Raw genomic sequence first — 12,743 nt, forward strand, 5'->3', positions numbered from 1 at the left:
GGTCCAGCTAATGTTCCTGGACTGATCATGTTAGAAACACTTCACTATGGTGGATCGGGAATAGAAAGCCGCAGATCAGGGCTGTTCCCGATGGTCTTGATCGGCCCCCGCCTCGCGGAAGATTATGACGATTGGCATAGAGTGCCCGCATGGAGGTCACCAGCACCGCGGTGCGCCGGGCCCTGGCCCGCGCGCGTGACGGCAAGACGCTCGACCGATCCGAGGCCACGATTCTGCTGCACGCCCGCGGCGCGCAGCTCGACGACCTGCTGACGTACGCGGCGCGGACCCGCGACGCCGGGCTCGCGGCGGCCGGCCGCCCCGGTGTCGTGACGTACAGCCGCAAGGTCTTCATCCCGCTGACCCGGCTGTGCCGCGACCGGTGCGGCTACTGCACGTTCGCGACCGTCCCGCACAAGCTGGACGCGCCGTACCTGAGCCCCGACGAGGTGCTGGAGATCGCGCGGCGGGGCGCCGAGATGGGCTGCAAGGAGGCCCTGTTCACGCTCGGCGACCGCCCCGAGGACCGCTGGAAGCAGGCCCGGGAGTGGCTCGACGCGCACGGCTACGACGACACGCTGTCGTACGTGCGGGCGATGGCGATCCGGGTGCTCGAGGAGACCGGGCTGCTGCCGCACCTGAACCCGGGCGTGCTGAGCTGGCGCGACTTCCAGCGGCTCAAGCCCGTCGCGCCGTCGATGGGCATGATGCTCGAGACCACGGCGACGCGGCTGTTCAGCGAGCGGGGCGGCCCCCACTTCGGCTCCCCGGACAAGGACCCGGCGGTGCGGCTGCGGGTGCTGGAGGACGCCGGACGGACGAACGTGCCGTTCACCACCGGCATCCTGATCGGCATCGGCGAGACCGTCGAGGAACGCGCCGACGCGATCTTCGAGATCCGCCGGACCATGCGGGAGTACGGCGCGATCCAGGAGGTCATCGTGCAGAACTTCCGCGCGAAGCCCGACACCAAGATGCGGGACGCGCCCGACGCCGAACTGGACGAGCTGGCCGCGACGATCGCGGTGACGCGGCTCGTGCTCGGCCCGAAGGCCCGCGTGCAGGCGCCCCCGAACCTCGTCGCCGACCAGTACTCGCTCATGCTGCGGGCCGGCATCGACGACTGGGGCGGCGTGTCCCCGCTGACGCCCGACCACGTGAACCCCGAGCGTCCGTGGCCGCAGATCGACGAGCTGGCCGAACGGACGGCGGCGTCCGGGTTCGAGCTCCGCGAGCGGTTGACGATCTACCCCGAGTACGTCCGGCGCGGCGAGCCGTGGCTGGACCCGAGGCTGCTCGGGCACGTCGCCGCGCTCGCCGACCCCGCGACGGGCCTCGCGCGCGAGGACGCCGTCCCGGAGGGACGTCCGTGGCAGGAGCCCGACGGCGGCTTCGAGGCGTCGGGACGCACCGACCTGCACACCGAGATCGACACGACCGGGCGCACCAAGGACCGGCGGGACGACTTCGACGAGGTGTACGGCGACTGGGACGCGCTCAAGGAGCGCATGGCCGCGCCACAGCGGTTCGACGCCGACGTGAAGGACGCCCTCGCGCGCGCCGAGCGGAACCCGGGCGGGCTCACCGACGACGAGGCCCTCGCCCTCCTGCACGCGGACGGCCCCGAACTCGACGCGCTCGCCAAGCTGGCCGACGACCTCCGCAAGGACGCGGTCGGCGACGACGTCACGTACGTGGTGACGCGCAACATCAACTTCACGAACGTCTGCTACACCGGCTGCCGGTTCTGCGCGTTCGCCCAGCGGCGGACGGACGCCGACGCCTACACGCTCTCGCTGGAGCAGGTCGGCGACCGGGTGGACGAGGCGTGGGCCGCCGGGGCCACCGAGATCTGCATGCAGGGCGGCATCCATCCCGACCTGCCCGGCACCGCCTACTTCGACCTGGCGCGGGAGGTGAAGCGCCGCGCGCCCGGCATCCACCTGCACTCCTACAGCCCGATGGAGGTCGTGAACGGCGCCAGCCGCACCGACATGTCCGTCCGGGAGTGGCTCCAGGCCGCGAAGGAGGCCGGCGTCGACTCGCTGCCCGGCACGGCGGCGGAGATCCTGGACGACGACGTCCGCTGGGTGCTCACGAAGGGCAAGCTCCCGGCCGACCAGTGGATCGAGGTCGTCACCACCGCGCACGAGGTCGGCATCCCCACGACGTCCACGATGATGTACGGGCACGTCGACACCCCCGCGCACTGGGTCGGGCACATCAAGCTGCTGCGGTCGCTGCAGGAGCGGACGGGCGGGTTCAGCGAGTTCGTCCTGCTGCCGTTCGTGCACCACAACTCGCCGATCTACCTGGCGGGCCTGGCCCGTCCGGGACCGACGGTCCGCGAGAACGTCGCCGTGCACGCCCTGGCGCGGATCCTGCTGCACGGCGCGATCCCCAACATCCAGACGTCCTGGGTCAAGCTCGGGGACGAACTGTGCACGCGCGTCCTGCAGGGAGGCGTGAACGACCTGGGCGGCACCCTGATGGAGGAGACCATCAGCCGCATGGCGGGCTCGGAGAACGGCTCGTTCAAGGCCATCAGCGAACTGGAGGCCATCGCCGCGCGCGCGGGCCGCCCGGCCAGGCAGCGCAGCACCCTCTACGGGGACGTCCCGGCGGAGCGCGTCGAGGCGGCGCGCCGCACCGACGGCATCGGCGAGTTCGGCCGCAAGAGCCTGCCGCTCCAGCCGATCAACTGACGCCCGCACCGGCCGCACCGGCCGGACCGCGACGGCCGGACGGGCGCGCCCGTCCGGCCGTCGCGTCGTCAGCGCACCGTGACGAACGCGTCCGCCGACCGGGGCGGCCGCTCGCGCGGCGGCGCGGCCGGGTGCCCGACGCCCACGGCGCCCATGGGGTCCCAGCCGTCCGGCAGGTCGAGCGTGCGGCGGACGACGTCGCGGCAGAACATCGTGCTCGACACCCAGCAGGAACCGAGGCCCTCGACCGCGAGGGCGACGAGGAGGTTCTGCACCCCGGCGCCCGCCGCGACCACGAACATCTCCCGTTCGGCGGCCGCGCGGCGCTCGTCCGGGTAGTCGTGCGACCCGTCCGTCACCAGGCACGGGACGACCAGGTACGGCGCGCGGCGCAGCACGTCGCCGCGCCGCAGCCGCTTGGTGATCGACTCGTCGGAGAAGCCGTCGCCGCGCAGGTCGGCCTCCCACGCGTCGCGCATCGCGTCGAGCAGCCGGGTGCGGGACTCCGCCGACTCCAGCAGGACGAACCGCCACGGTGTCGTGTGGTGCGGCGCGGGCGCGAGGATCGCGGCGTCCACCGCGCGCCGCACGGCCGCGCCGTCCACCGGCTCGTCGGTGAACTCCCGGATCGTGCGGCGCGCGCGCAGCACGTCCGCCGACCCGTACCGGAACATGTCCTCCGAGGGGGGACGGACGAGCGCGCGCGCCCCCGGACCGTCGTCGGGCGTCACGAGGGAGCCGAGCCCCCGCACCACCGCGATCGGCACCCCGGACAGCTTGCCCTTCACCAGTTCGGCCGCCGCCGCGATCTCGTCGGCGACCGCCGTGATCGTGGCCTCGAGCCGGTTGCCGTGCGCGTCGTCGCGGCCGCGCATGTCGTCGAGGGGCGCGAGGCCCGCGACGCCGATCGCCGCGTCCGTCAGCCCGTTGCGCCACGGCCGTCCCAGCGTGTCCGACACGATGACCGCCACGTCCTTGCCCGTGTGCGCGCGCACCCCGGCCCGGATGCCGCGCGCGGACGCGTCGGGGTCCTCGGGCAGCAGCAGCACCGTGCCGGGCGCCGTGTTCGACGCGTCGACGCCCGCCGCGGCCAGCACGAGCCCCTGCCGCGTCTCCACGATCCGGGTCTCGCCGCCCGCGTGCGCCCGCCGCGCCACGACCCGCACCGTCTCCGCGTCGATCGCCTTCTCCCGGTCGTCGGCGACCAGGACCCGGCCCTCCGCCTTGCTGACGATCTTGGAGGTGACGACGAGCACGTCGCCGTCCTCGATCAGGTCGCCGGGGACGAGCGCCGCGACGTCGTCGCCCTCGCCCACCTCCGGCAGCCCCGGAATCCCGAACACCTGCAGGTTCACCGCGCGTCCTCGTCTTCCCGCTTCAGCTCCACCGCCAGGTCCAGCGCCGCGCGCGCGAGGTCGGCCGTCGCCGCCGCGTCGCTCATCAGCAGCGGCCGCGCCCGTACCTCGACGCCCTCCACCCGGACGTCCGCGTCCGCCTCGGCGACGAGCCAGCCGTCGATCAGCCCCGGCCCGTACAGCTCGCCGACCGCCTGCGCCGACGTCTCCACCCCGATCGCCGTCAGGCACGCGTCCGCCATGCCCCGCACCGGCGCGTCCCCGATGATGGGGGAGACGCCCACGACCGTCTTCGCCGCGACCGCGTCCCGGACGCCCGGCACCGACAGGATCGTCCCGATGCTGACCACCGGGTTCGACGGCGGGAACAGCACCACGTCCGCCGCCCCGATCGCCGCGAGCACCCCCGGCGCCGGCGCGGCGTCCTCCGCCCCGACCGGCGCGATCGACAGGGCCGGGAGGGACGCCCGCAGCCGCACCCACCACTCCTGGAAGTGGATCGCGCGCCGCCCGCGCTCCGGGTCGTCGACGACCACGTGCGTCTCGACCTGGTCGTCGGTCATCGGGATCAGCCGCACGCCCGGCTTCCACCGGTCGCACAGCGCCTCGGTGACCGCCGACAGCTTGTATCCCGCCTCCAGCATCTGCGTCCGCACGATGTGGGTGGCGAAGTCGCGGTCGCCGAGCCCGAACCAGCCCGGCCCGACCCCGTAGGCGGCGAGCTCCTCCTTGACGGTGAAGGTCTCGTCGGTCCGCCCCCAGCCCTGCTCCTCGTTGATCCCGCCGCCGAGCGTGTACATGACGGTGTCGAGGTCCGGGCAGACCCGCAGGCCGAACAGGGAGATGTCGTCGCCGGTGTTGCCGATCACGGTGATCTCCGCGTCCGGGACCGCCGCGCGGAGCCCGCGCAGGAAGCGGGCCCCGCCGATGCCGCCCGCCAGCGCCACGATGTTCATGCCGATCACCCTACGGCCTGCTCAACGGGCCTCGCGGCGGTGCACCGGTGCGCCTCCCGGGATCCGGGCGCGGACGCGCGAGAATGGACGGGCGGTGACGTTCGGGCCGGTGACGTTCGACACCCGTGAGCGTCCGGACCGCCGTCCGCGCACCGGCTTCGCGTGCGGCGCGCGCCGCCCCGGCATCGCCCGGGCGCCGCCGCCGGACGGCCGCCGAATGGTCGTGCTCGCCCGGACCCTGGTGATTTCGTCCCCGGCGGGGTACGGAGACGTCGGCGGGCGAGATGTGCAAAGCTTTGCCGTGTCATCGGAATGCCTCGGTCTGGAGAAGTCGCAGTGAACAAGGAAGCCGTCCAGCGCCTGCGCGAACCGGCCGCCTGGGTCCTGCTCGCCGCTGCGGGCGTGCACCTGCTGGCGGGCATCATCCGGTTGCTGGGCGGTAACGGGGAATTCACCTCCCGCGCCTACGACGAGAGCGTCGGCGGGGTGTTCACCGAGGTCTTCATCGTCGCGATGGTGGTCCTCGCGGTTCTCCTCACGACCTGGGGCACGGCGACGCGGCAGGCCCGCAACATCACGATGGGCGCGCTCGGCGTCCTCGGCGGGATCCTGCTGTTCGGCGTGATCAGCTGGCTCGGCGGGATGCTCGCCGAGGGGCCCGACTCGATCTACAAGCTGACGACCTTCCTCATCGGCGCCTCGAAGGTCGCGGTGATGGGCGTCGGCGTCTGGTTCGTCCTGACCGTCTTCCAGGGCATGCAGCCCGCGCGCCCCAAGCCGCAGCCGCAGATGCAGCAGGGCTACCCCGACTTCGGCTACCAGCAGGGCCCGCCCGGACAGCCGCAGCCGCAGCCGCAGCCGGGGCAGTTCGGCCAGCCCGGCCAGCAGCCCGGGTACCCGCAGCAGGGCCCGCCCCAGCAGTACCAGCAGTACGGCCAGCCGGGGCAGCCCGGCCAGACCGGGGGGCAGGGCGAGCAGCCCCAGCAGTACGGGCAGCCGCAGCAGCAGTACGGGCAGCCGCAGCAGTTCGGCCAGCCGGGACAGCAGCAGTACGGGCAGCAGCCCGGCTATCAGCAGCCGGGCCAGCCGGGGCAGACCGGTCCGGGCGCGCAGAGCGAGGACGAGATGGGCGAGTGGACCCGCGCCTACGGCGGCGGCTCCCCGGCCGCGCCGGAGCAGGGCCCGCAGGGCACCCAGCCCGCGCCGCCCCAGGCGGGCGAGCAGCGCCCCGAGGACGGCGGCGACTGGTACCGCGACGACCGGCCCCCGGCCCCGCAGTGAACCGGAGCGCGTGACCCGGGGAGATACGCCCGTGACCCGCTTGTGATCGGTGTCATGATGGGCGCCGTGATCGGCGGAAGGGGCGCCGCGGACGGGCCTCACGGCGCGCGCACTTCCCCCCGGTGACCGGCCGATTAACTGATCTTCAGCCAAAGGTCATCAGGGGTATCCCTACATAACCCGCTATGTCCCCCTGCGAACTCGTTCCGCTTGACGGAGCGGGCACTACACACGTGTAATTTCGTGGGTGTAGTTTCTATGCCTTCTCGGGGGAAGGAGCCTGAGGGAAGGCATTGATCCAGGGGGCTCCACGGGCAGGGAGGTGCGCTGTGAGCGAGGTGGTCATCCCGCTGGCGCACGGCACAGACGGCGAAGAGTTGGGCTGGCAGGAGCGCGCACTGTGCGCGCAGACGGACCCGGAGGCGTTTTTTCCGGAGAAGGGCGGCTCCACTCGCGAAGCCAAGAAGGTGTGCCGAGCATGCGAGGTGCGTACGGAGTGCTTGGAGTACGCGCTTCAGCACGATGAACGTTTCGGTATTTGGGGCGGGCTGTCCGAGCGGGAACGCCGGAAGCTGAAGCGCCAGGCCGTCTGACGGCGGCGCCCGCCGGACGCGCGGTCCGACGGGCGGCGCCCCGGCCGGGAAGGCGGGAGGCTGAAACGGGCCGGGTCTGGCCGACGCCGTGGGGGAGCGGCACCGCACGGATCCGGCTCGGGAGCCCACCGCCCGCCCGTCCGGCCGGACGCCGCCGGACGCGTGCGCGCGGACGGGCGCTCGTGAGCGCCGGAAGATACGTGAAGGAGCCGTGCCGGCCCGAGGGGCGGCACGGCTCCGCCGTTCTCCACGCCCGTCCGTCCGTTCCGCGGCCGGTGGCGCGGGTCCGAGACTCCGCGCGGTCGCCGCCCAACGGCGGTCGTCCGGTGATCGGTCGCCGCTCAGTCGTCGGGGGAGTCGTAGCTCGGGTCGACCGACTCGGGGGACAGGCCGAGCAGGTCGGCGACCTCTTCCACCAGCAGGTCGCGGATCATCCGCCCCAGCTCCCGCTCCCCGGTCGCGCGCGCCTCGACGGGGCGGCGGTACACGACGATGCGGACCGGGCGCCCGCCCTCGCCGGGGACGGTCTGGCCGAGCGGCACCGGCCCGTCGAACCACGGCTCGACGTCCGGCACCTCGGCGACCGTGAACTCCACCTGGGCCAGCTCCCGCTCCCAGCGCGCGCCGAGCCGGCGCACCTCGTCCTCGACGAGGTCGTCGAACCGCTCCGCGCGGGTCCGCGAGATCGGAGCCTGCGGGGGCGCCAGAGGGCCGCGGAGACCGCGGCCGCGCCGGTCGCGGCGCCGTACGCCTGCCACACGGGATCGCACCCCCCAAGCGTACCCGCAGGGCCCCCGCGCAACCTCGGGACGCCCCCTGCGCCGACACCCTGCGCCGACCCCCTGCGCCGACCTCTGTGCCGTGCCCCCGCGACGTGCCGCGCCGCCGTGACAAGAAACCGCACGGTACGTGGGCGTTCCCGTGCGGTATGTAGTTCTTACCTCGGAAATCGGCCGATAGCGGCGACACGTGTCCCCGGGTGGTGGCGGACGCGGCGGGAGCGAGGTACGGTCAGCCATCGTGAGCCCCGTCCGCACTTGCTCCCGCACCGCCTGCAAGGCGCCAGCAGTGTTCACGCTCACGTACGTCTACCGCGACTCCACCGCGGTCCTGGGGCCCCTCGCCGCGTACGCGGAGCCGCACTGCTACGACCTGTGCGCGGAGCACTCCGAGCGGCTCACCGCACCGATGGGCTGGGAACTGGTCCGGCTGCCCGTCGAGGAGGAGACCGAGCCCAGCGCGGACGACCTGGAGGCGCTCGCCGACGCGGTCCGCGAGGCCGCGCGCCCCGTGCCCGGCTCCGGCCAGGAGCCGGTCGGCCAGGGCACCGAGGTCGGCCGCCGCGGCCACCTGCGCGTCCTGCGGTCGGAGCCCGCGGGCAGCGCCGAGTAACGGCGCCCCCCGGCGCCGGGCCCCGGGGCTTCCTTCAGCGGGTGCGGCGTCCGATCGCCGCATCGTTCCGGCTCCGCCGAGCTCGCAGGCTCGCGGCCGCCTCCGGACGCGATCGCCGGGCCGGACGGCCGCTCGGGCCGGCGGCGACGGGATCGCGGGCGCCCGCGGGAACTGCCGCGGGTGCGGCAACAGATAGGCTTCGGAGTCTCGCCATTTTCGATTCGGACGGCTCGGACAGGGAGCAGGAGTGGGCGACCTCGCCAAGATCTTCAAGGCGTACGACATCCGCGGCGTCGTGCCGGACGAGCTCGATCCGGCGATCGCCGAGGCGGCCGGGGCGGCGTTCGTCCGGGTGACCGGGGCGAGCGCGGTCGTCACCGCCCACGACATGCGGGAGTCGTCGGTTCCGCTCGCCGAGGCGTTCGCGCGCGGCGCCACGTCGCAGGGCGCGGACGTCATCGAGGCCGGCCTCGGCTCCACCGACATGCTCTACTACGCCAGCGGCAGCCTCGACCTGCCCGGCGCGATGTTCACCGCGAGCCACAACCCGGCCAAGTACAACGGGCTGAAGCTGTGCCGCTCCGGCGCCCGCCCCGTCGGCCGCGACACCGGCCTCACCGAGATCCGCGAGATGATCGAGCAGGGCGTCCCCGCCTACGACGGCGAGCCCGGCACCGTCTCGCGGCGCGACGTCCTCAAGGGGTACGCCGACCACCTGAAGACGCTCGTCGACCTGTCCGGCATCCGCCGCCTCAAGGTCGTCGTGGACGCCGGGAACGGCATGGGCGGCCACACGGTCCCGTCGGTGTTCGAGGGCCTGCCGATCGACCTCGTCCCCATGTACTTCGAGCTCGACGGCACGTTCCCGAACCACGAGGCGAACCCGATCGAGCCGGCGAACCTGCGCGACCTGCAGGCGAAGGTCCGCGAGACCGGCGCCGACATCGGGCTCGCGTTCGACGGCGACGCCGACCGCTGCTTCGTCGTGGACGAGCGCGGCGAGATCGTCGCCCCGTCCGCGATCACCGCGCTGGTCGCGACGCGCGAACTGGCCAAGCACCCCGGATCGTCGATCGTGCACAACCTGATCACGTCCGCGGCCGTACCGGAGATCATCGCCGAGCACGGCGGCACGCCCGTCCGCACCCGGGTCGGGCACTCGTTCATCAAGCAGACGATGGCGGAGACGGGCGCGGTGTTCGGCGGCGAGCACTCGGCCCACTTCTACTTCCGCGACTTCTGGTTCGCCGACTCCGGCATGCTCGCCGCCCTGCACGTCCTCGCCGCCCTCGGGCAGCAGGCCGGGCCCCTGTCGGAGCTGCTCGGCGAGTACACCCGGTACGTCGCGTCCGGCGAGATCAACAGCGAGGTCGCCGACCAGTCCGCCGCGGCCGCGCAGGTCAAGGACGCCTTCGCCGGACGCCCCGGCGTGACGCTCGACGAACTCGACGGGCTCACCGTGGCGAACGAGGACGAGGGCTGGTGGTTCAACCTGCGCCCGTCCAACACCGAGCCGCTGCTGCGCCTCAACGCCGAGGCCGGCGACGAGAAGACGATGGCGGCGCTCCGCGACGAGGTCCTGGCGATCGTGAGGGAGAAGTGACGATGAAGCTCGACTCCTGGCTGCTGGAAATCCTCGCCTGCCCGAACTGCGGCGGCGACCTGCGCGCCGACGACGGCGCGGGCGAGCTCGTGTGCACCGGGTCCTGCGGCTACGCCTACCCGGTCCGCGACGACATCCCGGTGCTGCTGGTCGACGAGGCCCGGACCCCGGCTTCGTGAGCGTCGGCCTGGACCCGGCGCGCCTCGACGAGGTCTCCGCGATCGAGGCCGCCGACCCCGGCGGGATGCTGCGCCAGGTCGCCTCGTCGGCCGCGCAGATCCGGGAGGCGCGCCGCGCCGCGGCCGAGGCCGGCATCGCGTCGCTCGCCGACGACGGACGCCCCCGCGCGATCGTCGTCACCGGCATGGGGGGCTCCGGCATCTCCGGGGACGTCCTCGCCGCGGTCTGCGGCGTCGGCTGCCCGGTGCCGGTCACGACCGTCCGCGGGTACCGCCTGCCCGGCTGGGTCGGCGCCTCCGACCTGGTCATCGCCGTGTCGTGCTCCGGCGGGACGGAGGAGACCCTCGCCGTCGCGGCGGAGGCGGCCCGCCGCGGCTGCCGGCTGCTGTTCGTCGGCGGCGCCGGTTCGCCGCTCGCCGAACTGGCCGAGCGGACGCGCGCGCCGTTCGTCCCGGTCCGCTCCGTGGGGCAGCCGCGGTCGACGCTGTGGGGGCTGACGGTCCCGCTGATCCTCGCCGCCCGCACGCTCGGCCTCGCGGACGCGCCCGACACCGTCCTGGAGGCGACGGCCGCCCGGCTGGAGGACGTCGCGCACCGCTGCCGTCCGTCCAGCGAGCCGTTCATCAACCCGGCGAAGCGCGTCGCGCTGGACCTGGCGGGCGACGTGCCGCTGGTGTGGGGCACCTCGTCCCTGGCGGGCACCGCCGCGTACCGGCTCTGCTGCCAGCTCAACGAGAACGCCAAGTACCCGGCGGTGCCCGGCGAGCTGCCCGAGGCCAACCACAACCAGGTGATGGCGTTCGACGGTTTCTTCGCCCGCGGCGCCTCCCCGGACCCCGACGACTTCTTCCGCGACCGGGCCGACGACGCCGAGCACGGCCTGCACCTGATCGTCCTCCGCGACACCGACGAGCACCCGCAGGCGCGCAAGCGCGCCGATGCGTCCATCGACACGGCCCGTGACCGCGGCGTCGCGGTCACCGAGCTCACCGCCGAAGGCGAACATCCGCTGGAAAGAATCGCGACACTCATCGCGCTGGCGGACTACGTCACGGTTTACTTGGCTGTCGCACTGGGCGTGGACCCCACGCCCGTGTCTGCCATTCAAGAGCTCAAGGCGAGGATTGCAACATGAGTGCTGAGGGTGGGACCAAGGCCATCGTGGCCGCGCTGGCCGCCAACCTTGGGATCGCGGTGTCGAAGTTCGTGGCCTTCGTGTTCACGGGTTCGTCGTCGATGCTGGCCGAGTCGATCCACTCGGTCGCCGACTCCGGGAACCAGGGGCTGCTGCTGGTCGGCCAGAAGCGCTCCAAGCGCCGCCGCACCCCCAAGCACCCCTTCGGCTACGGCCGTGAGCGGTACTTCTACGCGTTCGTCGTCGCGGTCGTGCTGTTCACGGTCGGCTCCGTGTTCTCCCTCTACGAGGGCTACCACAAGATCTCCCACCCGGAGGAGGTCAAGTCCGCGGGGTGGGCGTTCGGCGTGCTGACCGCCGCGATCATCATGGAGATCTTCTCGTTCCGGACGGCGATCGTGGAGTCGAACCGCGTCCGGGGCGACAAGTCCTGGTGGGAGTTCATCCGCCGCGCGAAGGCCCCCGAGCTCCCCGTCGTCCTCCTGGAGGACCTCGCCGCCCTCCTCGGCCTCTTCCTCGCCCTGTTCGGCGTCACGATGGCGGTCGTCACCGGCGACGGAGTCTGGGACGGCATCGGCACCGTCGCGATCGGCGTCCTGCTCGGCGCGGTCGCCATGATCCTCGCGATCGAGACCAAGAGCCTGCTGATCGGCGAGGGCGCCGACCCCGAGCAGGAAGAGCGGATCGTCGCGGCCCTGGAGTCGGTCGACGAGGTCGACCACGTCATGCACATCCGCACCCAGTACGTGGGCCCCGAGGAGATGCTGATCGCCGCCAAGATCGCGGTGCACCACGACGACACCGCCGTCGAGGTCGCGCGCGGCATCGACGCCGCGGAGGCGAAGATCCGCGCCGATTTCCCCGAGGCCCGGCTGATCTACCTCGAGCCCGCCCTCGTCGAGGCGGAACACGGTACCGCGGCCGGCGCCGCGTCCCCGTCCTGAACCGGACGGCACGGCCGGCGCTTCCCTCGCCGGGCGGCGGCACGTGCGTGCCGGTCGACCCCAGCCCAGGTAAGACCGGCGAGCTCCTCCGTGGAGGGTGCCGCCGTCCGGCGAGGTGCTTCCCTTGCGCCCGCCCGGACCCCTGAACCCGGACGGCCTGGTGTGACCGCGGCGACCGTTGCCGAACCCCCTACGTCGGCGGCGGTCGCCGTCGCGGTCACGATTACACGTTACGTTCGCGCAGCTCGCCGGCGCGTCCACCGAAAGGAGGGACACCGGGTCGTCCTCCAGGGGGACCCGCGTCGTCCGCATACCTCCGCACGGTGAGTCGGTACCGGCTCCCAGCGGTCAGTATTGAGGGGTGACTCCCGACGACGACACCCGGACGGGCCCGGATCCCGCGCGGTTCGGCCCCGCGCTCGCGCACCACGCGTGGCGGCTGTCGGGCCGGATCGTGGCGGGCGTGGGCCAGCTCCTGCTGTGGATCCTCACCGGCATCGGACGGCTGCTGCGCCCGGTCGCGGCCCGCGTCGCCGACCGGCTGACCGGCGCCCGCCGCGCGCAGCAGCCCGGCCCGCCCGGCGCGGCGCCCCCCGCGG

Annotated in this window: 12 protein-coding genes and 1 pseudogene; 10 read left to right on the forward strand and 3 right to left on the reverse strand. The window is 73.2% G+C overall.

Going from position 1 to position 12,743, the window contains the following annotated elements; all coding sequences use genetic code 11:
• Nucleotides 1–149 precede the first annotated feature (149 nt).
• Complete coding sequence (locus tag ACFQ11_RS29445; protein ID WP_378304514.1) at nt 150–2,705, forward strand: bifunctional FO biosynthesis protein CofGH; 2,556 nt, start codon at nt 150–152, stop codon at nt 2,703–2,705.
• A 68-nt stretch (nt 2,706–2,773) separates the two neighbouring features.
• On the opposite strand, the gene ACFQ11_RS29450 is transcribed toward ACFQ11_RS29445, so the two are convergent.
• Nucleotides 2,774–4,060 (reverse strand): coenzyme F420-0:L-glutamate ligase, encoded by a 1,287-nt coding sequence (locus ACFQ11_RS29450; protein ID WP_378304516.1) that lies wholly within the window; start codon nt 4,058–4,060, stop codon nt 2,774–2,776.
• The gene (gene cofD / locus ACFQ11_RS29455; protein ID WP_378304519.1) at nt 4,057–5,016 is read right to left on the reverse strand and encodes a 2-phospho-L-lactate transferase; all 960 of its coding nucleotides are present in this window, start codon (nt 5,014–5,016) and stop codon (nt 4,057–4,059) included. The genes ACFQ11_RS29450 and cofD overlap by 4 nt, the downstream gene beginning before the upstream one ends.
• A 109-nt stretch (nt 5,017–5,125) precedes the next feature.
• On the opposite strand from cofD, the gene ACFQ11_RS29460 reads away from it, so the two are divergent.
• The 3 genes from ACFQ11_RS29460 to ACFQ11_RS29470 all read left to right on the forward strand — a co-directional run bounded on the left by ACFQ11_RS29460 (nt 5,126) and on the right by ACFQ11_RS29470 (nt 6,890).
• Nucleotides 5,126–5,356, forward strand: a complete 231-nt coding sequence (locus ACFQ11_RS29460; RefSeq protein ID WP_378304521.1) for a hypothetical protein — start codon at nt 5,126–5,128, stop codon at nt 5,354–5,356.
• Nucleotides 5,353–6,297 carry a hypothetical protein gene (locus tag ACFQ11_RS29465; protein WP_378304523.1) on the forward strand — a complete coding sequence of 315 codons (945 nt, stop codon included), beginning with the start codon at nt 5,353–5,355 and terminating at the stop codon, nt 6,295–6,297. Before ACFQ11_RS29460 ends, ACFQ11_RS29465 begins: the two co-directional genes overlap by 4 nt.
• 329 nt (nt 6,298–6,626) lie before the next feature.
• Nucleotides 6,627–6,890: a WhiB family transcriptional regulator gene (locus ACFQ11_RS29470; RefSeq protein WP_021594342.1), complete on the forward strand. Its 264-nt coding sequence runs from the start codon at nt 6,627–6,629 to the stop codon at nt 6,888–6,890.
• Nucleotides 6,891–7,231: 341 nt separating this feature from the next.
• Here ACFQ11_RS29470 and ACFQ11_RS29475 read toward each other — a convergent pair whose 3' ends face one another.
• Complete coding sequence (locus ACFQ11_RS29475) at nt 7,232–7,648, reverse strand: metallopeptidase family protein (RefSeq protein ID WP_378304525.1); 417 nt, start codon at nt 7,646–7,648, stop codon at nt 7,232–7,234.
• 262 nt (nt 7,649–7,910) lie between these two features.
• On the opposite strand from ACFQ11_RS29475, the gene ACFQ11_RS29480 reads away from it, so the two are divergent.
• From ACFQ11_RS29480 to ACFQ11_RS29505, 6 genes and pseudogenes are all read left to right on the forward strand, one after another.
• The gene (locus tag ACFQ11_RS29480) at nt 7,911–8,282 is read left to right on the forward strand and encodes a DUF3499 domain-containing protein (RefSeq protein WP_378304527.1); all 372 of its coding nucleotides are present in this window, start codon (nt 7,911–7,913) and stop codon (nt 8,280–8,282) included.
• Between the two features lie 247 nt (nt 8,283–8,529).
• Nucleotides 8,530–9,885 carry a phosphomannomutase/phosphoglucomutase gene (locus ACFQ11_RS29485; RefSeq protein ID WP_378304529.1) on the forward strand — a complete coding sequence of 452 codons (1,356 nt, stop codon included), beginning with the start codon at nt 8,530–8,532 and terminating at the stop codon, nt 9,883–9,885.
• 2 nt (nt 9,886–9,887) lie between these two features.
• Nucleotides 9,888–10,064: a Trm112 family protein gene (locus ACFQ11_RS29490; RefSeq protein WP_176611429.1), complete on the forward strand. Its 177-nt coding sequence runs from the start codon at nt 9,888–9,890 to the stop codon at nt 10,062–10,064.
• Nucleotides 10,061–11,200, forward strand: a complete 1,140-nt coding sequence (locus ACFQ11_RS29495; protein ID WP_378304532.1) for a bifunctional phosphoglucose/phosphomannose isomerase — start codon at nt 10,061–10,063, stop codon at nt 11,198–11,200. The genes ACFQ11_RS29490 and ACFQ11_RS29495 overlap by 4 nt, the downstream gene beginning before the upstream one ends.
• Nucleotides 11,197–12,144: a cation diffusion facilitator family transporter gene (locus tag ACFQ11_RS29500; protein ID WP_378304534.1), complete on the forward strand. Its 948-nt coding sequence runs from the start codon at nt 11,197–11,199 to the stop codon at nt 12,142–12,144. The genes ACFQ11_RS29495 and ACFQ11_RS29500 overlap by 4 nt, the downstream gene beginning before the upstream one ends.
• Nucleotides 12,145–12,505: 361 nt before the next feature.
• Nucleotides 12,506–12,743 (forward strand): annotated as a pseudogene (locus ACFQ11_RS29505) (hypothetical protein); the annotation flags it as partial.

It is taken from the genome of Actinomadura sediminis, assembly GCF_042675525.1.
GTDB classification, from domain to species: domain Bacteria; phylum Actinomycetota; class Actinomycetes; order Streptosporangiales; family Streptosporangiaceae; genus Spirillospora; species Spirillospora sediminis.